Annotated in this window: 28 protein-coding genes; 6 read left to right on the forward strand and 22 right to left on the reverse strand. The window is 59.4% G+C overall.

Translation table 11 applies throughout. The annotated features are described in order from the left end of the window. Positions 1-22: 22 nt before the first annotated feature. Genes F550_RS0109555 through F550_RS0109590 form a run of 8 tightly spaced genes read right to left on the reverse strand, consistent with a single transcriptional unit; the run spans position 23 to position 5,629 of the window. Entirely contained in the window at positions 23-370 is a 348-nt protein-coding gene (locus F550_RS0109555) for a hypothetical protein (protein ID WP_156807893.1), read from the reverse strand. 11 nt (positions 371-381) lie between these two features. Beyond that, positions 382-1,458 carry an EscU/YscU/HrcU family type III secretion system export apparatus switch protein gene (locus F550_RS0109560; RefSeq protein ID WP_018148328.1) on the reverse strand — a complete coding sequence of 359 codons (1,077 nt, stop codon included), beginning with the start codon at positions 1,456-1,458 and terminating at the stop codon, positions 382-384. A 9-nt stretch (positions 1,459-1,467) separates the two neighbouring features. Continuing rightward, positions 1,468-2,223 (reverse strand): flagellar biosynthetic protein FliR, encoded by a 756-nt coding sequence (locus F550_RS0109565; RefSeq protein ID WP_018148329.1) that lies wholly within the window; start codon positions 2,221-2,223, stop codon positions 1,468-1,470. Next, positions 2,223-4,301 carry a flagellar biosynthesis protein FlhA gene (locus F550_RS0109570; protein ID WP_026180689.1) on the reverse strand — a complete coding sequence of 693 codons (2,079 nt, stop codon included), beginning with the start codon at positions 4,299-4,301 and terminating at the stop codon, positions 2,223-2,225. Before F550_RS0109570 ends, F550_RS0109565 begins: the two co-directional genes overlap by 1 nt. A 7-nt stretch (positions 4,302-4,308) precedes the next feature. Then, entirely contained in the window at positions 4,309-4,572 is a 264-nt protein-coding gene (locus F550_RS0109575; protein WP_018148331.1) for a flagellar biosynthetic protein FliQ, read from the reverse strand. A gap of 13 nt (positions 4,573-4,585) precedes the next feature. Further along, positions 4,586-4,882, reverse strand: a complete 297-nt coding sequence (locus F550_RS0109580) for a flagellar hook-basal body complex protein FliE (RefSeq protein ID WP_018148332.1) — start codon at positions 4,880-4,882, stop codon at positions 4,586-4,588. 12 nt (positions 4,883-4,894) lie between these two features. Continuing rightward, on the reverse strand, positions 4,895-5,269 hold the full coding sequence (locus F550_RS0109585) for a flagellar basal body rod C-terminal domain-containing protein (protein WP_018148333.1): 375 nt from the start codon (positions 5,267-5,269) through the stop codon (positions 4,895-4,897). 12 nt (positions 5,270-5,281) lie between these two features. Next, entirely contained in the window at positions 5,282-5,629 is a 348-nt protein-coding gene (locus F550_RS0109590; RefSeq protein WP_233349017.1) for a flagellar biosynthesis protein FlgB, read from the reverse strand. Between the two features lie 89 nt (positions 5,630-5,718). Between F550_RS0109590 and F550_RS17445 the strand changes: the two genes are divergently transcribed. Then, positions 5,719-7,074: a FliI/YscN family ATPase gene (locus tag F550_RS17445; RefSeq protein ID WP_018148335.1), complete on the forward strand. Its 1,356-nt coding sequence runs from the start codon at positions 5,719-5,721 to the stop codon at positions 7,072-7,074. Here F550_RS17445 and F550_RS0109600 read toward each other — a convergent pair. The 6 genes from F550_RS0109600 to F550_RS0109625 form a co-directional block, all read right to left on the reverse strand. After that, entirely contained in the window at positions 7,071-7,883 is an 813-nt protein-coding gene (locus F550_RS0109600) for a DUF1217 domain-containing protein (protein ID WP_233349018.1), read from the reverse strand. The two genes, F550_RS17445 and F550_RS0109600, sit on opposite strands and share 4 nt — an antisense overlap. Before the next feature lie 27 nt (positions 7,884-7,910). Continuing rightward, a complete protein-coding gene (locus F550_RS0109605; protein ID WP_018148337.1) occupies positions 7,911-8,348 on the reverse strand; it encodes a flagellar biosynthesis repressor FlbT in 438 nt (145 codons plus the stop codon). After that, positions 8,349-8,738, reverse strand: a complete 390-nt coding sequence (gene flaF, locus F550_RS0109610) for a flagellar biosynthesis regulator FlaF (RefSeq protein WP_018148338.1) — start codon at positions 8,736-8,738, stop codon at positions 8,349-8,351. Between the two features lie 69 nt (positions 8,739-8,807). After that, complete coding sequence (locus F550_RS0109615; protein WP_018148339.1) at positions 8,808-10,397, reverse strand: flagellin; 1,590 nt, start codon at positions 10,395-10,397, stop codon at positions 8,808-8,810. Positions 10,398-10,546: 149 nt separating this feature from the next. Then, complete coding sequence (locus tag F550_RS0109620) at positions 10,547-10,930, reverse strand: hypothetical protein (protein WP_018148340.1); 384 nt, start codon at positions 10,928-10,930, stop codon at positions 10,547-10,549. Continuing rightward, on the reverse strand, positions 10,927-11,370 hold the full coding sequence (locus tag F550_RS0109625) for a hypothetical protein (protein WP_018148341.1): 444 nt from the start codon (positions 11,368-11,370) through the stop codon (positions 10,927-10,929). The genes F550_RS0109620 and F550_RS0109625 overlap by 4 nt, the downstream gene beginning before the upstream one ends. A 131-nt stretch (positions 11,371-11,501) precedes the next feature. Between F550_RS0109625 and F550_RS0109630 the strand changes: the two genes are divergently transcribed. After that, complete coding sequence (locus F550_RS0109630) at positions 11,502-13,100, forward strand: flagellar hook-length control protein FliK (RefSeq protein WP_018148342.1); 1,599 nt, start codon at positions 11,502-11,504, stop codon at positions 13,098-13,100. A 14-nt stretch (positions 13,101-13,114) separates the two neighbouring features. After that, positions 13,115-13,810 carry a flagellar hook assembly protein FlgD gene (locus F550_RS0109635; RefSeq protein ID WP_018148343.1) on the forward strand — a complete coding sequence of 232 codons (696 nt, stop codon included), beginning with the start codon at positions 13,115-13,117 and terminating at the stop codon, positions 13,808-13,810. A gap of 71 nt (positions 13,811-13,881) precedes the next feature. Here the strand turns inward: F550_RS0109635 and F550_RS0109640 are convergent, their stop codons facing one another. From F550_RS0109640 to F550_RS0109675, 8 genes are read right to left on the reverse strand one after another with little or no spacing between them, the layout of a single operon-like run. Further along, entirely contained in the window at positions 13,882-14,394 is a 513-nt protein-coding gene (locus F550_RS0109640; RefSeq protein WP_018148344.1) for a flagellar basal body-associated FliL family protein, read from the reverse strand. A 12-nt stretch (positions 14,395-14,406) separates the two neighbouring features. Next, positions 14,407-15,117 carry a flagellar basal body L-ring protein FlgH gene (locus F550_RS0109645; RefSeq protein WP_156807894.1) on the reverse strand — a complete coding sequence of 237 codons (711 nt, stop codon included), beginning with the start codon at positions 15,115-15,117 and terminating at the stop codon, positions 14,407-14,409. Then, the gene (gene flgA, locus F550_RS0109650; protein WP_018148346.1) at positions 15,114-15,518 is read right to left on the reverse strand and encodes a flagellar basal body P-ring formation chaperone FlgA; all 405 of its coding nucleotides are present in this window, start codon (positions 15,516-15,518) and stop codon (positions 15,114-15,116) included. The genes F550_RS0109645 and flgA overlap by 4 nt, the downstream gene beginning before the upstream one ends. Positions 15,519-15,522: 4 nt before the next feature. Further along, positions 15,523-16,308: a flagellar basal-body rod protein FlgG gene (gene flgG / locus F550_RS0109655; RefSeq protein ID WP_026180691.1), complete on the reverse strand. Its 786-nt coding sequence runs from the start codon at positions 16,306-16,308 to the stop codon at positions 15,523-15,525. A gap of 29 nt (positions 16,309-16,337) precedes the next feature. Continuing rightward, positions 16,338-17,051: a flagellar hook-basal body complex protein gene (locus F550_RS0109660; protein ID WP_018148348.1), complete on the reverse strand. Its 714-nt coding sequence runs from the start codon at positions 17,049-17,051 to the stop codon at positions 16,338-16,340. Further along, complete coding sequence (locus F550_RS0109665) at positions 17,051-18,832, reverse strand: hypothetical protein (protein WP_156807895.1); 1,782 nt, start codon at positions 18,830-18,832, stop codon at positions 17,051-17,053. The genes F550_RS0109660 and F550_RS0109665 overlap by 1 nt, the downstream gene beginning before the upstream one ends. After that, positions 18,829-19,695: a flagellar motor stator protein MotA gene (gene motA / locus F550_RS0109670; RefSeq protein ID WP_156807896.1), complete on the reverse strand. Its 867-nt coding sequence runs from the start codon at positions 19,693-19,695 to the stop codon at positions 18,829-18,831. The genes F550_RS0109665 and motA overlap by 4 nt, the downstream gene beginning before the upstream one ends. A gap of 43 nt (positions 19,696-19,738) precedes the next feature. Then, positions 19,739-20,515 (reverse strand): FliM/FliN family flagellar motor switch protein, encoded by a 777-nt coding sequence (locus F550_RS0109675; protein ID WP_018148351.1) that lies wholly within the window; start codon positions 20,513-20,515, stop codon positions 19,739-19,741. Between the two features lie 295 nt (positions 20,516-20,810). Here F550_RS0109675 and F550_RS0109680 point away from each other — a divergent pair, with 295 nt between their 5' ends. The 3 genes from F550_RS0109680 to flgK are packed head-to-tail and all read left to right on the forward strand — an operon-like array spanning position 20,811 to position 24,471. Further along, on the forward strand, positions 20,811-21,635 hold the full coding sequence (locus F550_RS0109680; protein WP_018148352.1) for a flagellar motor protein MotB: 825 nt from the start codon (positions 20,811-20,813) through the stop codon (positions 21,633-21,635). A gap of 60 nt (positions 21,636-21,695) precedes the next feature. After that, entirely contained in the window at positions 21,696-23,000 is a 1,305-nt protein-coding gene (locus F550_RS0109685; protein ID WP_026180694.1) for a flagellar hook protein FlgE, read from the forward strand. 28 nt (positions 23,001-23,028) lie between these two features. Beyond that, positions 23,029-24,471 (forward strand): flagellar hook-associated protein FlgK, encoded by a 1,443-nt coding sequence (flgK, locus tag F550_RS0109690; protein WP_018148354.1) that lies wholly within the window; start codon positions 23,029-23,031, stop codon positions 24,469-24,471. Position 24,472: the final 1 nt, after the last annotated feature.

Raw genomic sequence — 24,472 nt, forward strand, 5'->3', positions numbered from 1 at the left:
AAGCAAGCCATGTGCGACGCCTTTAACCTGCTTCGCGCAGTGTGCTGTCGAGAAGCTGCTGTGAACCGAAGGCCTGGCGGAGGATTTCGGTGGCCGTGGCAAGCTCTGCCTGACGCTCCGCGACGAGGCGCTCCTGCGCGCGGACCTTGCCAATAAGCTGCGATGAATGCCCGTTGCGCTCTGCCATGCTGACAGCGGCGAAGTCGAGCGGCTGTGCCGGTGCCTGAAGAGCCTCCCGCATCGCGATGAGGTCTGCCCTCGCCCGATCAAGCGCGGCCTGCGCCTCTGCCATGGCCTGTTCTGCCCGCTGGCGCTTGAGGCTGACGAGCTTGCGAAGGGAGTTTGCCGTCTTCTTCTCCATCTGTTTCATGGTGGCTGCTCCTAGAGATGCTCGCGCAGGCGATCGACGAAGCTGATCGCTGCGGCCACGGCGGCGAAGTGTTCACCGCGAATTTCCTCGTCGATCTCAACCAGCCCGTAGATCGAGCGCGTGGCGGGTGGGTCGCTGTAGATCGGGACATCATGCGCAATGGCGACTTCCCGGATGCGCGCGGCCATATGGTCGACCCCCTTGGCAACGACCACCGGGGCGCGGTCGCTGTCCGGCTCCCATTTGAGGGCGACAGCATAGTGTTCCGGGTTGACCATGACGACGGTCGCCCCCTTCACATCCTGCAGCATCTGGCCCCTGGCGATCTTCTGACCTTTTTCGCGGCGTTGCTGCTTTAAGTGCGGGTCGCCTTCTGACCGTTTCATCTCATCCTTAACTTCCTGCCGGGTCATCTTCAGCTTGTTGGCGTGGAGCTGGCGCTGGATGAAGAAGTCGACGCCGCCGAGCGCGAACTGGAAGACGGCGAACAGGATGATGACCCCGGTGACCTGCGCGAACGTAAAGCGGAAGAATTGCGAGAGCTGGACCGCGCTGCTCGCATAATAATTGTCGACGAAATAATAGAGAAACATGGAGGCGAGGAAGCCGGCGAACAGCATCTTCGCGGTGTCCTTGCCAAAGTCGATGAGGCCCTTCGGCCCGTACTTCTTTTTCAGGTTCTCCGCCGGGTTCAGCTTCTTCATGTCCGGCTTGATCGACTTGAACGAGAACGCGACCGACCCCTGGACCAGCAAAGTGGCAAGCACGAGCACGACAAGGATCAGGAATAGAGGCAGGCACTGCATCAGCACGCTGGTGATCCAACGCCTCGACTCCGAGCCGCTGCCATAGAAGATGTCATGGGCATAGCTGTCAGCGTGATAGAACATCGCCTGGAATTCATTGAAGATGCCGCCAGCGAGCACCGAACCGAACAGGGCCGCCGCGATGGCCATGCCGACCATCAGAGAGAAGGTCGTCGCCTCCTTTGACTGGGCGACATTGCCTTCCTTGCGGGCCTGGCGTTTCTTCTGCTCTGTGGCCTCGAATTCCTTCTCACCGCCACCGCTGTTCTGGTCCTCAGCCACCGCGTCCCCCTAGAGCCAGCCGATGATGGATGGCACCCGGTCGCCCCAGACCACCAGCATCGTCATGATTGAAAAGGCCAGCAGCATGATGCCTGCGCCGATCATAAAAGGCGCACCGACAAAGGCCACCATCAGAGATGGAAGCGCCTTGTTTATGAAGCCAAGGCAGATGTTGTAGAGGAGGTTTACGGCGACGAATGGCCAGGCCAGCATGATCGCGAGCGAGAAGGCCTGGAAGCCGTTCATTACAAGGAACATCGGGTCGATCAGGCCAATCTCGCCGGCCGGTATATCGACATAAAGCGATACCACGCGGACGAAGACGCTGAGATGGTAGTCCATGCTGAGCAGCAGCGCGGCGCCGGCCATCGACATCATGTTCGCAGTAATCGTCTGGGCCTCGGTTTCCAGCGCGATGCCCAGCATTTGCGAGAGGCCGATCACTTGCGCGATGATGGTACCGGTAATGGCCAGCATCCAGACGGCCAGCCGAAGCAGCAGGCCGAAGAAAAGCCCGATCGTCGCTTCCAGCGCCAGATAGTGGAAGAACTCGCCGAGCCCCGATAGGACCGGAAGCTCGACCACGCCGGTGACCGCCAGCGAGGTTGCGAAGATGAGGATGATCATGGCGCGCACGCGCATCGGCACGGCCTGCTCGCCAATGCCGGGCATGAAATAGATAATGAAGCCCACACGCGCTATGATCAGAAGGACAGCGCCGATCCAGTAGACCGCCTGTCCAGATGCGAGCAGCGAGTCCGGCATTAGACAACGCCGACGATATAGGGCTTGCTCCTCGAGCCGATCTCTTCATAGGCGAGGACGGAATTGCGGATGCCCTTGCTGGAGAGCACTGTGTGCAGAAAGCGGCGACGGCGTGATGTCGTCGCAATAGACGGCGTGACGCCCTTCTGGGCGTATTCATTGAGCTTCTTCTGGATCGAGGTCGTAAGGTCGCCGAAAATGTCCGGTGGCAGCGCGATATCCGAGGCACCGTCTTCCTTTGTGACCTCATGGGCGGAGAACTGCTCTTCCCAGTTTGGCCCAAGCTGCAGTAGCGGGAGGCGGCCATCGCCGTCCTGAAGTCTGTCTACGATCTGGAAGCCGAGGCGCTGACGTACCAGCTCTGCAAGTTGCGACGGGTTGGTGGTGCGCCCCTTCGCCTCGCCGACAGTCTCGATAATCAGGAAGAGGTTGCGGATCGACACGCGCTCTTCCAGCAGGAGGCGCAGGACGTTGAGCAGCTGTTCTGGCGTGACCTTGCCGGGGATATACTCATCGAGGAAGCGCTTATTGGCCGCGGCGCGCTCGGCATCGCTGAGCCGGGTCAACGCGTCCAGCGTGTCCATCATCACAAGACGGGTGAAGATGAGCGAGAAGTTGGACTGGATGATTTCCAGCATATGAGTCGCCAGCACTTCGGTTGCCTCGATGGCCGGGACGCCAGCCGCGGCAAGCTCAGCGCCCTTGCCGGATGGGAGCCAGCGGGCAGATGCCTGATAGACCGGCTCCTTGACGCGCTCGCCCTGCAGATGCGGCAGCTGCTTGTCTTCCATAAGGGCGAGCACATTGCCGGGCCGCAGCGTGCCGCCATCGACCTTCACGCCCTGTATGCGGACGCGGTAGGAATTCTTCGCCAGGGTGGGGTTATCCGTCATGCGGATGGATGGCAGGACGAAGCCATACTCCTCGGCGATATAGCGGCGAATCTTGTCGACCCGGCTCTCAAATCCGTCGCTGCCCTGAAGGACGAGCGCGACGAGATCGGGGGCGACTTCGAGGTGGATCTCATCAGAGTGGATAGAGTCGCCGATGCTGGCAGGCTCCGGCGCCTCGAAATTGTTCTGTTGCTCTTCGAGCTCCGCTGCGCGCTTTTCATGTTCGCGGATGAAATAGGCCGCCGTCCCGAAGAGGCCTGACGCGACGATGAATGGCAGGAATGGCAGGCCCGGCATGAGCGCGAAGACGCCGAGCAGGCCTGACACAATGAAGAGGACGGACGCGTTTGCACCAAGCTGCGCGAGAAGGGCGACATCGATCGCGCCTTCATCCTTGCCCTTGGACAGGAGCAGCGCGGCAGACACTGAAATGATCACGGCCGGGATCTGCGAGACGAGACCGTCGCCAACCGTCAGGATGGAATAATTGCTCAGCGCTTCTGTGACGCTGAGCCCGTGCACAGCGATGCCGAAGCCGATACCCGCAATCAGGTTGAGCGCCGTAATGAGAAGGCCCGCGACAGCGTCGCCCTTCACGAATTTCGAGACACCGTCGAGCGAACCGAGGAAGGAAGCTTCTTCCTGCTCCATCTGGCGGCGTTTCTTGGCTTCTTCATGGCTGATAGCGCCGACCGCGAGGTCACTATCGATGGCGAGCTGCTTGCCGGGCATCGCATCGAGAGCGAACCGGGCGCCAACCTCTGCCATACGGCCAGCGCCCTTGGTGATCACCATGAAGTTCACGATGATCAGTACGCCAAAGACAACGAGGCCGACGAACAGGTTTCCGCCCATGATGAACATGGCGAAGCCTTCGATCACATTGCCAGCAGCGCCTGTGCCTGTGTGCCCCTCACTGATAATCAGCTTGGTGGAGGAGACATTGAGCGCCAGCCGCAGGACGAGCGACGCCAGAAGTACGCTTGGAAAAGATGAGAAATCCAGCGGCTTTTCGATGAAGATCGATGTTGTGAAGATCAGGATCGCAAAGGCGAAGGACAGGGTCAGCCCGATGTCCATGACCCATGCCGGCACCGGCAGGACCATCACCAGGATGATCAGCATGAGCCCGATCGCAAGGAGCGTCGTTGGTCTCGCTAGACTGAGAAGGCTCGACGCTGGCATGGACGATCTAGCCCGAGATCATGGGCAGGACGGAATTGTTGAAGAAATCGAGGCAGAGCTGGGTCATGTAGCCAAGCGTCAGAAAGAAGACGACGACCACGGCCATGATCTTTGGCACGAAGGTCAGCGTCATTTCCTGAATGGAAGTCAGCGCCTGCAGAAGCCCGATCGCAAAGCCGAGGATCAGCGTGATCGCGAGGATCGGCATTGCCATAAGGGTTGCGGTCCAGAAGGCGCCGCGCAGGATTTCGAAGATCGCCAGTTCGGTCATGAATAATGGCCGCCTAGACCGGCATCCGCAGGAGTTCCTGATACGCCTCGACCACCTTGTCACGAATGGTGACGGCCGCATCGAGCGCCAGCTCAGCATTGGCGAGCGCCTCGACCATGGCGTGAGGGTCAGCGCCAGAAACGGCAGTATTCATCGCCGTCTGCTCTGCTGCATCCATTGTCTGCTTGAAGCTCGAAAAGCCCTCAGAAACCGGATTGGCACCCGCCTGTGTTTTGGCTGCGCCACCGGCTGCGTCGGTCGGCTTTACCGTGTTGAGGGCCGCATAGGCCGCGAAGTTCACACCTGACATCGTTCAGACCCCCTATCGTTTGAGAATATCGAGCAGGGACTGATACATTGTCCGTGCCTGCTGAAAGGAATTGAGATTGGCTTCGTATGACCGGTTGGCCTCGCGCATGTCGGCCATCTCGGTCACGACCTGCACGTTGGAGAGCATGACATAGCCCTCATCGTCTGCCATCGGGTGGGCTGGCTCATAGCTGCGCTCGCCCTCTGTGCCATCGAGTTCGATGCGCAGCCTGCGGAAGGCGTCGCCGTTCTGGTCGACAACCAGCATCTTGCGCTGATAGCCCGGCGTGTCGGCATTCGAGATGTTCTGCGAGGTGAGGTCGATGCGTTCAGACTGGACACGCATGCCCTGCATCGCCTGCATCATTGTTGCCTTGATCGGATTCATTCAACCTGCCCCCTATCGCCTGCCAAGTGCCGCTCTGAGAAGGTCGAGAGACTTGGTGTAAACCGAGAGTGCCATCTGATGCTGGTCCATTGCTTCGGCCGATTTGTAAAGTTCGTGCTCAATGCTGACCGAATTGCCGTTTGGCGAGGTCGGTGTGCCGGTGTCCTGGATCCGGAAACCTGCCGCCTGCGAAGAACTGAGTGCGGTGCGATTGAGATAATCCTCGAACGACTCAATACTCGTCGCGCGGTAACCGGGATCATCGGCGTGCGCGATATTCTTCGACGCATGCGTTTGAGCCTCTGCCGCATGACGCGCCATGGCACTGTAGACCTTCAAGACATCCATATTAGAGAACACTGGACCGCCCCAACTTGGTTAACTCTTTGGAAAAGATGCCCGGTTACGTTGAATAAAAGGTTAATGAAAAGCGAGATTCTGTTTACGTTATGCAGCACGCCCGATCACAGACGACTGAGCTTTGCCGCATCTGGGGCCGCGTCAGCGATGTCAGCCCCGGCAATGTCGGCATAACGGGCGTCAGCGCGCACGCCGGTCTTGGCAATGAGATCGAGATCCAGACGCAGAATGGCACTGTCCGCGGCGAGATCCTGAACATTACGGCCGACCGTGTGACCGCGCTCCTGTTCGACGAGTCCGATGAGGTCCGGATCGGCGACCGGGCCTATATCGACCGTGAAGCCTCTGTCTCTCCTGGCGATCACTGGATTGGCCGCATCGTCAATTATCGCGGCGAGATCGTCGACACTGAGAATGGCGCGCCGGAAAACCTGCCAAGCACGCTGATGCGGCGCAAACTGATTTCAAAGGCCCCACCAAGCCATGTGCGAAAGAGCCTTGGGCCGCGTCTCGATACCGGCCTGATGATTACCGACACCGCGATACCGATTTGCCAGGGTCAGCGGCTTGGCCTCTTCGCTGGCTCCGGCGTCGGCAAGTCGACCCTGCTCGGCGCACTGGCAAATGGCGTCAAGGCCGACAGGATCGTGATTGCCCTGATCGGTGAACGCTCCCGCGAGCTCAATGAGTTCGCCAAGGTCACCCTGCCAGCAGAAGCGCGGGCCCGATCCGTCATTGTGACGGCAACCGCCAGTGAACCACCCGGTGCAAAGAAACGCGCAGCCTATTGCGCGATGGCCGCAGCAGAACACTTCCGCGATCAGGGCCATCACACGCTGCTCCTTTTCGATTCCATTACCCGGTTCGCCGAAGCTCACAGGGAGGTGGCGCTAGTTGGCGGCGAAGCCCCTGCCCTGCATGCTTTCCCGCCATCAACCGTGCGCACAATTGCCGAGCTTGCCGAACGCGCCGGCCCCGGCCCCGAACGAAAAGGCGATATCACGGCGATCTTCTCTGTGCTGGTTGCAGGCTCGGACATGGAAGAGCCGGTGGCAGACATGATCCGCGGGATCCTTGACGGGCATATCGTGCTTTCGCGAGAAATAGCCGAACGCGGACGTTATCCGGCGATCGATGTCCTGAAAAGCGTCTCACGCGCCCTGCCACGGGCCGCCTCAGGTGAAGAGAACATGCTGCTCAGCGAATACCGACGAAACCTCGCGCTTTATGAAGAGCTTGCACCCATGGTTCGCGCCAATCTCTATGAGCGCGGCAAGGATGCGGCCGGTGACCGGGCGATTGATCTGTTCGGGGCGCTGGATGGCTTTGTGTCGGAACGCCATGATGGCGATAGCCAAGCGGCCTATGTCCGGCTGGCAGATATTCTGAGTGCAGGATTGGACGCAGCAGAGGCGCCAGCTGAGCGCGCGCGAAAGACCGCCTAGAGCAAGCTTAGAAAGAGGTTCTGGCTGGCGATTGAGCCGAAGCCCTGACCGCCGCCAAGCAGTGTCAGGGCGGTGTAGCCAGGGGTCAGCGCGGATGGGCCGTTATTAATCGTTTCCATGACGTGAAACCGGCGGATAACCGCATCGATATTGTCGGGCGAGACAAGGTCGGAAAGATCAGAAATGCCAAAGGCGGAGCTCAGCTTGTCGCGAAGGATCTCTGCCTGTTTCTCGATCGGCTGCTTGCTGAGGTCGGATGGCAGATTGAGCGCCTTTTCCAGCACCGTCTTGACCGGTACATTACCGAGGATGCGGTAGGCAATGGCATCGTTCGACGACCCTGTGCCTGCGATATCGATAATCTGCTGCTGGTAATTCAGGCCGAGGCGCATGTTCTCATCGACATCGCCAACCGCCAGCCTGAACGCTGCGCTTTCGAAATTGTCGCCAAGCTGCTCGATCTTGTCGGCGCTGAGCGACAGGGTTTCATCCTTGAAGGCGAAGGTCTCTGCGAATTTGGTATAGGCCGGATTGTTCAGCCGGGTGAGGAAGCTGCTTTCAGGATCAGGTGCCTCTTCGAGGGCTTTGCGGATAAATCCGCCCTTCCATTCCTCCCCGCCGAGGTCGAACGCTGTCATCGTGACGCGAAGCAACCGGCGGTCGGACATGAAGTCGTCGAGAGAGATCGGCTTGGAGAGCTTCTCGCTCATATAGGCGCGGTCGTTCTTGACGCTGGCGCTATCGGAAAATGTCTCCAGCTGACGACCATATGTCGACTGGAGGAAAGACCAGCCTGCAAGGCCCGACATTGGGATCGCTGGCTGCACCATGGCGCGTCAGGCCACCTGTGCCTGTTCTTCCGGATACGCATTCTTGAGACGCGCATGACGGAACAGTTCGGTTTCAAGTTCGACGAGATTGCGCATATGACAGAGCGCGGAATAATGATTGGCGCGGCGCAGCATCTCACGCAGTTGCGGGATGGCCTGCGGGTCGATTGCGCGGAAGACGTCTTCCAGGCGGTCGATCTCACGGAAAAGAGCCGGCAGGACGCGGTCTTCTTCCAGATCGCCCGTAATAAGCAGCTGGATGGCATAGTAGACCTGCTTGACGGGTGTATTGACTTCGTCAGGCTTCAGCGCGTCGCGGCAGCGCAGGACGCGTGCATTCGCATCAGCGATCCTGAGGCTGGACGGCTTGTCTCCATTCTCGAGCAGCGCGCCATTGATCACGACTTTCTCGCCTGCTGCGAGCTTCAATATCAATCCGGACATTTAAGCACTTATCTCCATCTGGCTTGGGCTGACTTCACCGGACAGCCCTTTCATGATCGTTTCGTTTATCTCGACGAGGTCGGAGATGTCGGTATCGCCTGAGAGCACTGAATAGCTGACGCGCCGGACCATTTCGGCGAGCGTCAGAAGGTTGGTGCGCAGGCTTTCATCAAGCCCGTTCTCGGGGCTGAGAAGATCGACGGAAAGAAGAAGCCAAAGCTGGAGATTGCGATCAATCGCGTCTGCCCAAACGGCAGGAAGCGGCACATCCTGCGCCGCCACATCCTTGAGAGCATTCGTAACTTCGCTGAACAGGGCATACTCAATCTGCTTGTCAGATGCCGTACGGCTCGTGACGTTGCTATATGCCTTGTGCGCCAAATTATGCATGTACCCTCACTCGTGATTACTAAGTGAAACCGGGCGCCCGTGAAGGCGCCCGGCCTCAGTTCATTTAACTTACCGGAACAGGGACAGCAGGGTCTGCGGCGCGCTGTTCGCGATGGACAGGGCCTGGACACCAAGCTGTTGCTGGACCTGCAGGGCCTGCAGTTTTGCGGACGCTGCTTCGATATCTGCATCGACCATGGAGCCGATACCTGACTTCATCGAGTCGACCAGGTTCTGGACGAACTCTGTCTGGCCTTCGATCTGCTTCTGGGCCGAACCGAACGTGGTCGCTGCCGTGATCGCCTTGTCGAGAAGGCTCTCGATCGAGGTCAGGGCCGCAGTCGCGTCGGTCGAGGTTGCGACGCTGAGGCTGCTCAGTGCGCCAAGGCCACCGGCTGCGGTTGCCGCATTCTGGGAGGCTAGGCCGCCGAGATTGACATCAACTGTGCCGCCATCGGCCGCAATGGTGAGTGTCGCATCGTCCGTAGCCGGATCGGTTGCATCCGTCACCGTAACCGCAAGATTGGTGATCGAGGCGTCATCCAGCAGGCCCTTGAGCCCTGCAGCAACGTCGTTGACTGTATCACCGTCGACAGCCGTATAGGTGTAGTCGGTGTTGTCGACATTCACTGTGAACGTGTCACCGGCCGAGAGCGTACCGCCCTTGATGGTCACATCGGCGTCTTCGGTGTCAGCAAGCTGGGAAACCGAATTGGTGGCTTCCAGTTTGGACTCGTCGAACGTGATCGTGGAGCTGGCATTGCCGTTGGCCAGTGTCAGAACAGCCTTGTCGGAGCCATCGCTCGCGTCCGTCGCATCTGTAACCGAGACCGTCAGGTCAGTGATGCTCTCGGCATCAATGGCCGTCTTGAAGGCCGCTGCGATATCATTGATCGTCTGACCAGATGTCGCCGTAACAGTGACATCCGAACCGCCAACGCTGAGCGTGAACTTGTCGCCGGCTGCGATCTCGCCGCCCTTGATATCGACCGTGATAGAGCCGCTGGTCGGGATGGTGCCTGAGGCGGTGGTCGAGAGGTAACCACCTTCGGTCGAAGCCTTGGCGACGTCGGTCGCTGTGATCGTGTCTGCTGTGGACACGTAACCGGCATCCGTGGTCGCCTTGGCAGCCGCATCAACTGCAGCGGTGGTGGTCAGGTCAACGCGGGACACGTTGATGAAGGCCGGAGCGACATCGCCAGTACTGCCGCGGTCGAGCGATGCCAGCACTTTCATGTCGTCGGTACCCTTGAGAAGGTTCTGGCCGTTCATCTGGGCGCCGTTCACGATATTCGTGATCGTCGAGCGGATAGCGGCAACGTCTTTCTGGATCGTCGCGCGGTCGCTATCGTTGAGGTCCTGCTGGGCGTCAACGATCAGGTTTTTCATATCCTGAAGGAGACTGGTGATCTGCTCTGAGGAGGCGCGTGCGACACCTACAGTTGCAGAACCCTTGTTCAGCGAAGACGAGATCTGTTCGAAGCTGGAGACGTCAGTCGACATGACCGTCGAGATCGCCCAGATCGAAGCGTTGTCTTTTGCGGATGCAACCTTTTTGCCCGTCGAGATTTCATTCTGGACGGATTCGAGATTGCGGTTGATGTTGCGCAGGGTTTCAAGCGCAACCATCGAGCTATTGTTCGTAAGAATACTGGACATCAGTTATCCCCTTTTAAGTTCCAGATCGAGCCGGTGACCCGACCTCGAAGTTCCAACTCATGTCTTCCTGACAGCAGGCTTTTTGTCCTGAACCACTCTTGGTTATGAGCCTGTTCTATCCGGCACAAATGGATAATCGGTTAACTGGATCAGGCTTTCTTTGCGTACCCGCCAGCAGCCTTGGAAAACGCTGTCTTTCCGCCTGCCGATGTATAAGCACCGACATAGGCGTTGGACGTTGCGCCACCGATCCTTGAGACGGCCTGGCCGACGCCATTGCGAACAGCAGAGAAGAGCTCGGCGTTTTCAGTCGCCAGCCTGACAATGCGCTCCATGCGGGACTTTACATCAGGGACGCCGCGAAGCTGGGCGGGGTCTGCCATCAACTCATCGAAGGCATTCATCGCCTCCATCTTGGGCTGGAGAAGCCCGCTGGCTTTTCCTGCCGCCCCGGCTTTCAGTGCCTCGTGCTCTGTTTCGAGGATATCGAGCAGACCGGTCAGGACAGTGTCGGCTTCTGCATTATTGTTCATGCGCTTTCCCCGAGGGTCCTGCTTGATTCATATGCCTCGTCGGCCCGGTCCACAGCGTTGAAACCGAGCGGATGTTTTTCTGCGAGATCGCGGGCAATGGCTTCAACGGCAAACTGTGTGAAGGCCGCAGCGGCCTGACCACCTGCGCTCGTGAAGGCTTCTTCTATACCCGTGTGGCGAAGCATCTCAGCCCAGAGCATCTGTTCGAAACGCTTATTGGTATCGCCTGCGACATCTTCAGTCGCGGCCGCGCGCGAGACCTGCGGCGGGGGCGCGCGTAAAGGGCGCAGCGGTTCTGCATAGGATTGGCCGCGAGGCTCAGGCGCCTGCTGAGGTTCTGCAGGCCGGGCCGATGGCAATTGTGGCAGCGGCGCAGTTGGTCTGCGACGAACAGGAGCCTGCTGATCTGCATTCGGCGTCAGAAGATTGAGAGGAATCATTTTTCGGCTTTCCTTTCGCTTTCCTGTCGACAGACCGGTCGATTTCCCGCCGCGCGTTAAACCCGCTTTTACCAGTGGTGAGGCAGGTTTGGTTAAGAGAGCCCTAATCGGGGCTTAACCGGGGACACTGAATGCCCGCAACCATTGGACTTATCGCCCCCCTGATGCCGGAAAACGGCGGCAGACGGACTGACGCGCAGAACACCGGGCGCGGGGTCGAATTTGCCCGCAGCATGGAAGCGAGCAGTCAGAGCGGCCGTAAAAAGCCCGAAGACGATCATGGACAATCAGGCGATGCAGGCGCCAACACCGCCATAGCGGGTCAACCAGCTCCCGAGGCGCAAGCCGTTGAGACCGAGACGAGCCCCGAGCGCGGGGCAGGTGCCGACGGCGAGACGGCTGCCCTACCCCAGGCTGTCGTTCCGGTGCCCAATCCGGCGGCCGAGATAAGCGATAAGCAGACCGGCGATCCTATACCTGCAGGCGATCCTATACCTGCAGACGTCGCGGCGGAGACTGCCCTTGTCGATACAGCAGAAATCAAACTGGCTAACAGTGCAGAAGAGATAAAAGCTGGCGATAAAGCTGCCCGTGAGGCCACCGCGCAGCAGAGCGAGCTTGCGCAGGCCGAAGCGCCCGCCGCGGGGGCCGACACGCCGGAACCGACGGACATGTCCAAACAGGCGGTCCAGGCCGCAGCGAATGATACCGCTCTGCCCGACGCGGAAGCCAGCGATCTGACCGCGCGTCCAACTGAAACGGCAGACTCTGGCGACAAAATAGAGGCCGCAACCAAAGTCCAGGCCGCTCCAGAGCAGAAAGTCGATGCATCACAATCGGCTGCAGCAGAGGCGCCCACCACAGCTTCGAGCGCAGCTGAAATGACCGATATGGCATCGCGACCCGATCTGGGTCTGGCTGGCGACAAGGCGAGCAATGAGGCAAAGCAAACTGATGACGGGCCACTCCGTGCCGCCACTGTCGCCCCGGATCTCGTGCAGACGGCGAGCAATACCGGCGAGCAACAGGCCGGGACAGACGATCAGCGCCATCGCGGTGCGCAGACGGTCGAGACGGTTTCCATGGCCGATCTCGCCGATACAGACGCCGCCCCGGCCAGCGGCTTTACCACAGTCAGCGGCGAGGGAGGTGCGACCATGATTCAAGCGTCCGCCGCCGATACAGCGACGCAGGCCGCCACATCGATTGCTGCAGGCGCAGGTCCGGCGGCCTCAGCCCCTCAGAGCGCCGCAATGGCGATCTCGGCGCCCGGCATTGGCGCCATGATGGCGCAGGCCCAGGCGACCGTGGTCGCCGCTCCGCAAGAAATCGTCAATGTTTTCAATGACCGGCTTTCGAGCGGCGAGAAACCAGACCGGATCATGGTGCAGCTGGACCCGCCAGAGCTTGGCCGGGTTTCCATCGAATTCAAATTTGATGCGCAGGGACTCCAGCAGGTCGCCGTGCGGGCGGAAACAGCCGAAGCGATGCGCCAGCTAAGGCTGCTTCATTTCGATCTCGTCCAATCGCTTGAACAACATGGCCTGCCCTCAGGCAATATGACCTTCAGCGAAGGCTTCTCGAACGGCTCGGATCAACAGCCACACAAATTCATGGATTATACCGCAGCCTCTGACGATTACGGCGTCCAGACATTGGCGGCGACGGCCATGCCGCAGATGCGCCAACCGATTACGATCGGCGCAAGCGGTCTCAATATCAAACTCTAGGAAGGAGTTTTCAGATGAGCGTTATCAATGCAGCGCAGGCGACGCAGATCGTCCAGAGTGCGCAAACCGGTTCGGCAGCGGGAGCGCAAAGCACGACAACAAGCGCAACGCCGCAATTCGTCGGCGAGGAGTTCAACGACTTTCTCAAACTGCTGACCGCGCAGCTTCGCCACCAGGACCCGATGTCTCCGCTCGATTCGACACAGTTCGTCGAGCAGCTGGCGTCCTTCTCGACGCTGGAACAGCAGGTCCAGTCGAACCAGAGCCTGCAGAGCATGGCCAGCATGATTGGCGATCTGCATTCCATGTATGCCAGTGAATGGCTCGGCCAGACGGTAACGGTCGAGTCGTCCTGGGTCCCCTATTCAGGCAATGACATCGAGTATTCACTTGATGTGCCTGAGGAAGCCACGCGCGGCGTTCTTAATGTCGCCAATTCTCAAGGAGAGACCGTCTGGAGCGATGAGATCAAACTCTCTGAAGCCCGCCAGAGCTGGGATGGCCGCTTTGAGAAGGGCGGTGCAGCCGCATCCGGCGATATCTTCGAGTTCGGGATCGATCTTTTTGCTGGCGACAACTTCCTTGGCACCGTTGCCCCGCAAGTGGTGACAAAGGTGACCGACGTTGGCTCGGAGAATGGGGCGATGCGGATCGGGACGTCATCACGCCTGACCGCAGAGCTCGGACAGGTACGCCGCATCGACGAGTAATCGCGGGCTACTTGATTTAGGGATTTGGTGGACGCGCGCTTCGGCTAACCGAGCGCGCGTCTTTTCCTTCGTCAGATATGCTGTTTGGCCATATCGAGGATGAGAACATTTTCGAGGCCGGTCGGGATGATCTCACGCAGATTGGCGAGCGTCATAGAGCGGATCGTTTCATAGTTTTCGGGCTTGGTCAGATCGCCGAGCGCGACACCGTCATTCGACAGCCGGATGAGGGTACTCATGATGTTGTCGCGCAATTTAGGCTCCATGCCGTAGAGCCGGTCTGACACGGCTTCATCGATCTCGAGATTGAGACTGATGATGACGAGGCTTTCCACCCGTTCCCCGCGGGTCACTGGCACGATGAATTCCCGGTTGAACTTGTAGTAGGTCACGGTGCCGGACAGAGACCCATCGCTATCGCTGCCCCCATGACCGCCTTTGCCAGGCGACGCTTCGGCGCTTTCTTCATGGCTGCTGCTGGCCGAGGCTTCACCGCCGGAGAAAGCGCCTTTCATGAAGAGGCCGCCGCCCGCGCCGAGGACGACGAACAAGACAGCAATGATAGCGGGAAGGATCTGTTTCATTCGGACAAGCCTTTAGAAAGGTACGATTGTATCAAGAAGTTTCGGCACCAGCCGATCCCTGACGGGTTCGGTCGCCTGACCGGAACTGACATAGGAGAGCTGCGCGTCGGCGATCTTTTCATAGGTCACAGTGTTCATGCGGGTGATGTCCTGCGAACGGATCACACCACTCACCGTCAGGACGCGAACCTCGTTGCTGACACGGGTGCGCTGATAGCCCTGGATGACGAGATTGCCGTTTGGTTCGAGACCGACGACCCGTGCGGCAAGCCGGAAGGTAACCTGTTCGGCACGGTTGATGGCGCCGCTGCCATTGAGCGAAGAGTTGCGGTCATAGTCGACGCCCGGTGAGAGGCTCGCCCCGCCCGGCAGAACGCCGTTCGCCCATTGCGGCAGACCGAAAAGGGCATCGAGGTTGAAGTCTTCATTAGTGCCGCGCGTGCTCTGAAGCGAGTTCTGCATGCTGGCCTGATCGTCCATTTCGACGACGACAGTCAGTAGATCTCCAACGGATTTGGCGCGCCGCATGCTGAGGAGCGAGTTTGCAGATGTCGTCCACAACGAATTGGTGTCGTTGCTGAGCGGTGCCTGCGGGAATTCGGTTAAGGACTGGACCGGAGGTGGCGGCGCCGGCGCGGCGCTCATCATGATGTCCTGCTTGGGTGATGACGCGCAGGCGGTGCAGGCCAGGCCTGCGGCAAGGAGGAAAAGTGCTGTTCTCATTGCGCCAACACCCATCCACCCGACTGGACCACGCCGGTCACCATCTTGCGGGAATTGATGTTGAGTACGGAAACGGTGTCATTCAGCCCGCCCTCTTCCATGGCGCGGGCCGTGGTCGAGATTTCCAGGCCGCCCTGGATGAATTTGACCGTTACCACCTGGTTGCGGCTCACAAGGCGCGGCGACTGGGTATTGTCCATCGTCACTTCCTTGCCTGCATAGACCGTGCGGCGAACCTCACGGCCGATCAGGGGGCTGTCATAGACAGGCGCGCCGTCTTCAGTGGCGATCATGGCGGGGGTGATGGCACTGCCGGAACGGATAACGTCGTTGGCGACGACCGAACCCGAATTGGCCATGGCGAGGAAGAGACCGCCTGCGAGCGTTGAGAGAATGCTCATCGGGCTACCTCACTCTCGTGGTCGCGGCGAGCATTTCATCGGCTGCCGTGATCACTTTTGAATTGAGCTCGTAGCCGCGCTGGGCTTCGATCAGCTCGGAGATTTCCTGCACGACATCGACACCTGAGTCTTCAAGATAGCCCTGGCGGAGGATGCCAACCCCTTCGGTCGCCGGGACCAGCCTGTTTGGCGAGCCAGATGCTTCGGTCTCGCGGAACATATTGTCCCCCATCGCCTCAAGGCCCTTTTCGTTGACGAAACGGACCAGCGAGATAGTGCCGATAGGCTGGCCTTGAGCTTCAGACGCGAAATAGGCGACAACCTCACCGTCGGTACTGATGGAAATGCGGCGCGCATCTTCCGGGATGGTGATCCCGTCTGCGAGTTCGAAGCCATCCTTGGTGACGATCTGGCCTTCGGCGCTGCGGTTCAACTTGCCGTCCCGTGTATAGGCGGACTCGCCGGACGGCAGCTGGACCTCAAGGAAACCGGTGCCGTCGATGGCGAGATCGAGCTCTGAGCCGGTCTGGCGCAGGGAGCCTTGCGTGATCTCCATGGAGACTGATGACGGTTTTACCCCCGTGCCGAGCTGTACCCCCGCCGGCACAACGGTGCCAACTTGCGAGGAGATCGTGCCCGGCGTGAGGTATTGCTGATACATGAGGTCGGAAAACTCCGCCGTGCGCGGCCGATAGGCGGCCGTGCTCATGTTTGCGATGTTGTTCGAGATGACGTCGACACGTAATTGTTGTGCCGCCATACCCGTGGCCGCGATTTGCAGTGATTTCATAGGGTCCTCCCTCGATCCACGTCCTGTGGTTAAAGCTGTCGTAAGGTACTGATAAATTTGGCGATCCGGTCGTCCTCTCGTTCGATCATCGCCTGGCCGGCCTCATAGGCACGCTGTACTTCGATCATCCGCGCGATTTCGAGCACGGGTGAAACGTTCGACTGTTCAAGCGCGCCCTGGACGACTTTCGGCTCCTCAACCTGCTGAAAGCCGTCATCGGCAGTGAACATCGCATTGCCTGCGCGCATCATCTGACCTTCAGGCGCCACGACGCCGACCTGGTCGATGATGACCCCTTCAAAAGAGATCGTTCCATCGCCAGCAATGCTGACATTGGTCGCTTCTTCCGGGATCTGGATCGGCCCGCCGCCCGCGTTCAGCACGCGGTTGCCGGCTGCATCGATAAGCTCAGCTTGCGCATTCAGCTGGAAGTGGCCGGCGCGTGTCAGGCGTTGGCCCTGCGGGGTTTCAATCAGGAAATAGCCCTCGCCCTGTACGGCAAGGTCAAACGAGCCGCCGGTGAAACGAAGACCGCCCTGCTCAAGGTCATAGGAATGACCCGATAGCGTGCCCATCGAAAGGTCAGAGAGATTGTTGCTTGTGCCCGCTACGAACTCGGCAAAGATCGCGCGGTCAGACTTGTACCCGGTGGTGCTGGAGTTTGCGAGATTGTTCGCGACCACCTGCATCTCGGTCATAAGGCCGCTCTGGCGGGCAAGGGCTGCGTAAATGGCGTTCGACATCAGCGAACCTCCGTCGGTTCGGACCCGAGCGACTGACGAAGCCGTTCGAGCCGGGAGGAAACATCGGAGAGGGCGATTTCGCCATCCGTGGTGGACGCTGGCGCAGGCCGGGTCTCAGCAATGCGCAAGGCGCGGACCTGAACGGCTTCGTCGCCGCTTTGCGCGGCCAGTGAATAGAAGCGTTGCGGGACAATCCAGTGGCCCGCCGCCGCATCAGCCTCAATCAGCATGAGAGCGGTATCCACGTCCCCCGGAATACCGCGGGAGAGGCGCGCGAAGGCGTCGGCATCGCCGCTGCGAATGGCATCGATCAAGGCAACCTTGCGGATCGCAACATTGTCTGGATGCGCCTCAGTGAGGCGACGAAGACCTTCATGGTCTTCCAGCTGAAAGGCCAGTTCGGCCTGCGCTAGCGAGAGCGCGGCATCATTACCCAACCGCGCCGAAAGTTTCTCGGACATGGAAGGCAGGCCGAAATTGGCCGCCATGGCAGACGCGCGGGCATAGCGGCCATCGGTGCCCTCGCGGTCTTCCAGCAGGGCGCCCGCTTTGAGCAGGGCGTCCATGGCCTTGAGATTTACCAGAAACGCTCCGCTTTCGAGATCGGCATCGATCATGCCCTCAAAATGCGAGGCGAGACGTTCTTTCGCATCCGGATCACTCGCGGCCGGCAAAGCCGCCAGTCGAAGCGTCATGTCATAGCCGACGGCGCTGTTGAGGTCCTGCAAGATAATGCCGAGGTTTTCGGAAACCGACGCTTGCGGCGACAGATTGCCGAACTCATGAATATAGTGCTCGACGATATCGCGCTCCACGTCACTCGATATGGCCTGGCCATGACGGCGAAGCGCGGCAGCAGCTTCTGTGCGATACTGGGCGCGTCTCAGATAATTGCGCAGATCATGGGCAGCACTCGCCGCGCCCATCGAGAGGCGCTGCATGGCTTTTACGAACTGTAGCTCATGGCTTGTTGCGATCTCGTCTGCGGTAAAGCTGGTCATCAGCCGTTCGGAAAGGATCGGACGGTCAAGCCGGTCGAGCGCAGGAATGATAATGAGCGCCGCATTGGCGCGCAGACGAAGCGGCAGACCGCGGAAGGCCGTAAAGTGTTCAGCAAGAAGGTCTGCGCCAGCCGCATCATTGGCTTTCAGCTTTGCAATCCCAAGCCATAGTCCATCGTCGACATCGCATGCTGCAACAGCGCTCAGGAAAGCCTGGTTTGGCTGGCCATCGCGGTCGAGCAAATCAACCAGGTGGCGAAGGGCCACGCCGCCTTGGCCATGGTCGCCGGCCAGCTCTGCACGCGCTTCGGTCAGGAGCCCAAGAGACAGATAAGCCCGCGCCATGAGACGCCCGAGAGCGGTCGTTTGCTCCTCGGTTTCCAGCACGCCGCGCCAACCTGAAAGGTCCTGATAAGTGGTAAAATCGATGAATTCTTCGAAGTCGTAAGGTGATGTTTCGGGGCAAAGATAATCGACGTTGGCGACTTCGCGGATCGTTTCCGGCGCAGGGGCCGCTATTGGCGTGTCTGCCGCAGGCTGGACATCACCAGCCGGCTGGTTCTCCACGGGCGCTTCGTCAGCTGAGTCCACGCCATCATCTGTGTGCGGGCGCGCCGGGCGCAGCAGGCCTTCGCTGATCGCTTCCTGTACAAAACTGTCGAGCTCACCCGGCAGCCGCTGAAGATCATTTGAGCTCTCAAACGGCTGCGACGGCTCCTGTGCAGAAGCCGCCTGCGCGAACATTGCCGCGCCAATGAGTATGGCGAGTTTGTGCCTCAAGCTGCTTGCTTCAGCCCCCTCAATGCCTGTTCGATTTCATTGAAGGACGGTCTCACCCGGGCCGGGGCATGGCGTCTTGCCACCTCGACACAGATATTCACCGGGTTCTTGTGAAGGTTCGAAACCAGAACTTCGCCGATCATCGAGTAAAAGAAGTGCTCTTCGGTCCGAAGACCTTTGATGCGTGACGCAAAAGGCCCGACCAGCCCATAGGCCAGGAAGACGCCGAGAAAAGTACCGACCAGCGCGCCGCCGATCATGCCGCCCAGAACTTCCGGGGGTTTGTCGATGGACGCCATTGTCTTGATGACGCCGAGCACGGCCGCGACGATGCCAAGCGCTGGAAGGGCGTCCGCCATGTTGGAGAGCGCATGGGCCCCGGCAAGCTTGTCTTCGAGCAGGCTTTCAAGATGCTTTTCCAGAAGCTCCTCGACCTGATGGACATTGTCGAAGTTCATTAGCATGGAACGGACTGTGTCGCAGATCATGTCGATCGCGTCCTCGTCCTTCAGAATGCGTGGATAGCGCTGGAAGATCGAAGACTGTTGCGGGTCCTCGATATGCTGCTCAATGTCCACGGGGTTGTTGCGAAGAACGTGAAGAAGCTCTGACATGAGGCAGAGCAGGTCCTGATAGTCAGATTTCTTCCACTTCGACCCGGTAAAGGCGGCGACAACGTCAGCACCGGTCTGTTTGATCGTGCCGAAATCATTTGCTGCCAGAAGTGCGCCAATGGCCGCGCCGCCAATCATCATGCCTTCGAATGGAAGCGCATGGGTGATGATTTCCATGTGTCCGCCGGCAAGTATATAGCCGCCGAACACCATGCCTACGGTAAACAAAATGCCAAGTATTGCGTTCAACTCGTCCTCCATTGCACCGATTGGGTGCAAGTATTCCTCGTGTTCAGGCGCCCGTAAGCTCCTGAACAAAGCTCTCAAGCAGGGGCGACGTCAGCTTTATGGCGCGCCTGCCTTTCCAGTTGCCTAATTCAGCCTCGGCGATTTCGACACTTCCCGTCATCGTCTCGGCACACAGAGTGAGCTTGCCGTTTTCAGCATCCGTCAGCGGAACGAGCTGCCCCACTTCGAAGCGCGAACAATCAGCGACGCTAATCGGCAATCTGGCGAGCACGGCATCGAGGCTGATGTTGGACCTGCGAATGGACTTGATAAGCCGGGTCTTGTTGATGGCGGGCCGCGGCTTGGCGCTCTGCGTCCTGGCAATTTCGATCCGCTCAGCGTGGGCGGTCAGCGCCTCGACATCATAGTAGAGATGAAGGTGGCCGGTTGGCTCAACCGCGCCTCTGGACATGAAGTTCACAGTGATGGTGATCAGCTTTACGCCTTCAGATATGCCATCAGCCAGCCCCGCCGGATCTGCGACCATGAAGTCTTCGGGCAAAGGCAGGCCCGCGGGGATAGCGCGTGCCAGGTCTTCCATCAGCCGGCGGACAGGCTTGTCGCACATCAGGCGGAGGAAGAGCGGCGGGGCGATCTCGACATGTGAAAGGTCTTCCTTCAGCCGCCGGGCGACAAAACGCTCTGCCAGCACGGGCGCAATCGAGATCGCGTGAAGACCGCCGGTCCCTGCTGGTAAACAAAAGTAGCCGAATTTTTCACGAATACGCGTTTCGACCTCACTATTGGTTACCTGCGCACGGGCCCCGATCTGGGCCCTCATTTCGAAGCCAAGCGTCTCCTCGCACCAGGTTTCACATGCGTTCGTCAATGCCGCCCAGAGAGGCTCACAATGCAGGAGTGACGGGGATAATCCCCCGGCAGACCTCATCATTTTGAGCATTGTTTCAGACACGTTCACCCCTCGGCCAGACGGCCCCTTCTCCAGTTCGGGGTGTGGAGACATTTGGTAAACGTTTCGTTAGAGAAGCCGCGCCAATCGGCCAGCCTGCCTAGACGATGCGTCAGACTCTCTCTGCTAGGAAAGATCCTGAAACTGCAGAAAGCGGGACCAGGCCATGGCACAAACGCCATCAGACGCGACACACGTCACGATTATCAAACGCAAGAAGGTCATCAAGGCTGACGGGCACCATGGCGGTGCCTGGAAAGTCGCCTATGCCGACTTCGTGACCGCCATGATGGCGTTCTTCCTTCTTATGTGGCTCCTCAACGCGACGACCGAGGACCAGCGCAAGGGGATCGCCGACTATTTTAACCCCTCCATTCCGGTCAGCAGAGTTTCAGGCGGCGGCGCTGACGGCCTCAATGGCAGCTCGCTTGTCGCAGAGGATACTGCCGCCAAGATGGGCACAGGCGCCACGGGGGTTGGCGATGGTCAATCCAAGGAACAGTCCCGCCATACCGACATCGCGCGCGACCTTGAGGAAATGCGCAATGAGCTTGGTGACGAGACCGAGAGCCTGTCAGAGCACCTTCTGGTGAAGATGACGCCTGAGGGCATCGTGCTGGAAATAGTCGATTCCGAAAGCAATCCATTGTTCGAATTGGGCCGCAGCGAGCCGACGTCGCTGATGAAAAACCTTCTCGCTGCGGTTTCAGGCTCGCTTAACAAGTTCGAGAATGATGTGAAGATCGTTGGCCATACTGATGACCGGCCATTCCGCGGGGCTGGCGGCTATGACAATTGGAGCCTCTCTTCAGACAGGGCGAACACTGCTCGCCAGTTGCTCATTTCGAATGGCCTGCCGAGCGGCCGCGTACGTGAAGTTTCGGGCCGGGCCGATACTGATCCACTGGTCCCTGGCGAGCCTTCGGCAGCTCGCAATCGCCGCATCTCGATCACCATCATGACCGACACCGCAGAGACCGCAGAAACCTAGTTATCCGGTTATTAAACATTCAGCTCCAATTTCAGGGGAAATCTGACAAAGGAGTTGTCAATGAGTATCTCTTCGTCCCTGAATGCAGGAGTAATGGGGCTGAATTCGAACGCCAGCCGTCTGTCCACGATTTCCGACAACATCGCGAACTCTTCAACCTACGGCTACAAACGCAGCGTTGCGGATTTCTCGAGCATGGTCATCAACAAGCAGGCTGCAGCCTATGCGGCGGGCGGTGTGACCGTGAACACCTTCAAGGATATCTCGCAGACCGGATCGCTCATCAATACGGGTAACTCCACCGACATCGCGGTGGGCGGCCGGGGCCTTCTTCCTGTGACTGATGGCGGCGGCGTCAATGCGCTCGCCTCCGAACGGGAACTCAAACTCCTCCCGACCGGCTCGTTCTATGCCGACGAATCCGGCAACCTTCGCACCCAGAGTGGCATGTTCCTGCTTGGCTGGCCTGTCGACAGTGACGGCGCCATCGGGACAGTTAGCCGCAACAGCGGTGCGAACCTCGAACCGGTCAATATCTCCGCCTCGCAATACGTGGCTTCGCCCACCTCGCGGGTTGATCTTGGCATCAACCTTCCAGCTGATGCGACGCTCGCCGGGGCATCGGGCCAGGCCTATGACCTGCCAATCGAATATTTCGACAATATCGGCCGCGCGCAGACCCTGTCGCTGTCTTTCACTCCGAATGTTCCGGGCACCGCAGCCAGCAACCAGTGGAAGGTTGAAGTCTACGATAGCGCCAGCACCGGAACCGACCCAATTGCAGAGCTTCAGCTCGACTTTACAGATGCAGTCGATGAAGGCGGTCGCTTAGACGACGTGCAGCCAGCGACGGGCACTGTATACGACGAAACTACCGGCATCATGACGCTCTCGCTGCCACATGGCGATGTTGAAGTCTTAGTCGGCATGCCCGGCGGCACGGCGGGCGTCACGCAACTTTCAGCACCCTTCTCGCCAACCAATGTGACCAAGGACGGCGCCCCTATCGGTGACCTCCAGTCGGTTGAGATCGACGAAAAGGGCTTCCTTCAGGCGGTCTATAACTCTGGTTATCGCCGCGCGCTTTACCAGATCCCTGTCGGTGACGTACCCAACATGAACGGTCTTCGCGCCCGTGACGGTCAGGCATTCTCGGTGTCCGCTGAAAGCGGCAACCTTTATCTCTGGGATGCAGGCACAGGCCCTGTCGGGGACGTGGCCGGCTACTCCCTGATGGAGTCGACGACCGACATCGCCGCAGAACTGACCGATCTCATTGAAACGCAGCGGGCCTATTCGTCCAACGCGAAGATCGTCCAGACCGTCGATGAGATGCTTCAGGAAACCACCAACCTGAAGCGTTAGGCGAAACGCTGAACGCGGAGCCTGAACCTTGAGTCTCTCCAACGCCATCAACGCCGCGCGCACCGGTCTACAAGTCACCGGCTTGCGCGCGGACATGGTTGCAACCAACGTCTCCAACGCGACGACGCCGGGCTATGTCCGGCGTTCGGTCGTTGTCAGCGAGATGATCACGGCGAACAATCCGGCCGGCGTACGGGTGGATGGCGTGGCGCGGTCAGGCAATGATGCTCTTACGGCTCAGCGTATGGCGTCCGGCAGTGATGTGGCGCAGGCAAGTGTCATCGCCTCAAGCTGGGCCTCCCTGTCCGCAAGGCTCGGCGACACAGTAGATGGCAGCGGTCTCTTTGCCATGGTGTCAGACTTTGAGTCCGCTCTCGCAACGGCGGCGGCCACGCCGGAATCACAGGCTAATCTGAACGGGGTTGTGGATGCCGCGAAGGCGCTCGCCTCCGAGTTCCGCAGCCTGTCGCAATTTGTTTCCGCAGAACGCACCGATGCCGACCAGGAAATCGCGAGCAGCGTCAATACTGTCAACGATGCGCTCAAACAGATACAAGCCCTCAATACCAAGCTTGGGGCCACCGACCGGACCTCTGCGCGCGCGGCTGCACTCATGGATGAGCGCCAGCGCTATGTCGACACAATCTCCGAATTCCTGCCGATCGAAACGATAGACCGCCAGGGCGGCTCCATCGATATCGTCACCAAGGAAGGCGTCTTCCTGCTCGCGGGCAGTGCGCGCGAGATCGAGTTTTCACCGGCTTCCACGGTCGGGCCAGCCGACAGCATTGCGAGCACTGCGCTGTCAGGGCTCAGTGTTGGCGGTCTCGATATTACACCCGGCCAGCCGTCTTATGGCGCGATTTCCAGCGGGCTGTTCGGTGCGCTCTTCACATTGCGCGATACTGATCTTCCGGCATTCAACGACCAGCTCGACACGGTCGCGAGTGATCTTCTGGCGCGGCTCGACAGCGCAGATGCAGGCGGCGCCGGGGCCAATACCAGCCTCCTCATCGATACCAACCCCGGCTCTACCGCAGGCATTGCCGGGCGTCTTGCCATCAACCCCCTTATTGACCCGCTGCAAGGCGGACAGCTGTCGCGCCTGCGCGATGGCCTTGATGCGACCACGACGGGCGATGCGGGCAATGGCAGACTGTTCAATGCCATGCTCGACGCCATGAACACTAACCGCACGCTCACCGCTGGCGGCTTTGAAGGCAGCTATTCAGCCTCAAATCTTGTTGCCGGGTTCGCTTCACGCACCGGCCAGATGCGGGTTTCAAGCGAAGCGGTTCAGGCGTCCACGTCCGCCCAGCATTCGATCATGGTCGAAGCCGAACGCGAGCAAACAGGCGTCGATGTCGACCAGCAGATGCAGCAGCTTCTTGAGATCGAGCAGGCCTATGCAGCAAATGCCCGGGTCATCGAAGTGGCCAACCAGATGCTTCTCAAACTGATGGAGCTCTAGG

The sequence above is a fragment of the Henriciella marina DSM 19595 genome, assembly GCF_000376805.1.
GTDB classification, from domain to species: Bacteria; Pseudomonadota; Alphaproteobacteria; order Caulobacterales; family Hyphomonadaceae; genus Henriciella; species Henriciella marina.

Excerpts from the sequence above, each read along its gene's own strand:
- F550_RS0109555 (WP_156807893.1), bottom strand. The coding sequence starts at position 370 with ATGAAACAGATGGAGAAGAAGACGGCAAACTCCCTTCGCAAGCTCGTC.
- F550_RS0109565 (WP_018148329.1), bottom strand. The coding sequence starts at position 2,223 with ATGCCGGACTCGCTGCTCGCATCTGGACAGGCGGTCTACTGGATCGGC.
- F550_RS0109570 (WP_026180689.1), bottom strand. The coding sequence starts at position 4,301 with ATGCCAGCGTCGAGCCTTCTCAGTCTAGCGAGACCAACGACGCTCCTT.
- F550_RS0109575 (WP_018148331.1), bottom strand. The coding sequence starts at position 4,572 with ATGACCGAACTGGCGATCTTCGAAATCCTGCGCGGCGCCTTCTGGACC.
- F550_RS0109580 (WP_018148332.1), bottom strand. The coding sequence starts at position 4,882 with ATGTCAGGTGTGAACTTCGCGGCCTATGCGGCCCTCAACACGGTAAAG.
- F550_RS0109585 (WP_018148333.1), bottom strand. The coding sequence starts at position 5,269 with ATGAATCCGATCAAGGCAACAATGATGCAGGCGATGCAGGGCATGCGT.
- F550_RS17445 (WP_018148335.1), top strand. The coding sequence starts at position 5,719 with ATGCAGCACGCCCGATCACAGACGACTGAGCTTTGCCGCATCTGGGGC.
- F550_RS0109600 (WP_233349018.1), bottom strand. The coding sequence starts at position 7,883 with ATGTCGGGCCTTGCAGGCTGGTCTTTCCTCCAGTCGACATATGGTCGT.
- F550_RS0109605 (WP_018148337.1), bottom strand. The coding sequence starts at position 8,348 with ATGTCCGGATTGATATTGAAGCTCGCAGCAGGCGAGAAAGTCGTGATC.
- flaF (WP_018148338.1), bottom strand. The coding sequence starts at position 8,738 with ATGCATAATTTGGCGCACAAGGCATATAGCAACGTCACGAGCCGTACG.
- F550_RS0109615 (WP_018148339.1), bottom strand. The coding sequence starts at position 10,397 with ATGTCCAGTATTCTTACGAACAATAGCTCGATGGTTGCGCTTGAAACC.
- F550_RS0109620 (WP_018148340.1), bottom strand. The coding sequence starts at position 10,930 with ATGAACAATAATGCAGAAGCCGACACTGTCCTGACCGGTCTGCTCGAT.
- F550_RS0109625 (WP_018148341.1), bottom strand. The coding sequence starts at position 11,370 with ATGATTCCTCTCAATCTTCTGACGCCGAATGCAGATCAGCAGGCTCCT.
- F550_RS0109630 (WP_018148342.1), top strand. The coding sequence starts at position 11,502 with ATGCCCGCAACCATTGGACTTATCGCCCCCCTGATGCCGGAAAACGGC.
- F550_RS0109635 (WP_018148343.1), top strand. The coding sequence starts at position 13,115 with ATGAGCGTTATCAATGCAGCGCAGGCGACGCAGATCGTCCAGAGTGCG.
- F550_RS0109640 (WP_018148344.1), bottom strand. The coding sequence starts at position 14,394 with ATGAAACAGATCCTTCCCGCTATCATTGCTGTCTTGTTCGTCGTCCTC.
- F550_RS0109645 (WP_156807894.1), bottom strand. The coding sequence starts at position 15,117 with ATGAGAACAGCACTTTTCCTCCTTGCCGCAGGCCTGGCCTGCACCGCC.
- flgA (WP_018148346.1), bottom strand. The coding sequence starts at position 15,518 with ATGAGCATTCTCTCAACGCTCGCAGGCGGTCTCTTCCTCGCCATGGCC.
- flgG (WP_026180691.1), bottom strand. The coding sequence starts at position 16,308 with ATGAAATCACTGCAAATCGCGGCCACGGGTATGGCGGCACAACAATTA.
- F550_RS0109660 (WP_018148348.1), bottom strand. The coding sequence starts at position 17,051 with ATGTCGAACGCCATTTACGCAGCCCTTGCCCGCCAGAGCGGCCTTATG.
- F550_RS0109675 (WP_018148351.1), bottom strand. The coding sequence starts at position 20,515 with ATGAGGGCCCAGATCGGGGCCCGTGCGCAGGTAACCAATAGTGAGGTC.
- F550_RS0109680 (WP_018148352.1), top strand. The coding sequence starts at position 20,811 with ATGGCACAAACGCCATCAGACGCGACACACGTCACGATTATCAAACGC.
- F550_RS0109685 (WP_026180694.1), top strand. The coding sequence starts at position 21,696 with ATGAGTATCTCTTCGTCCCTGAATGCAGGAGTAATGGGGCTGAATTCG.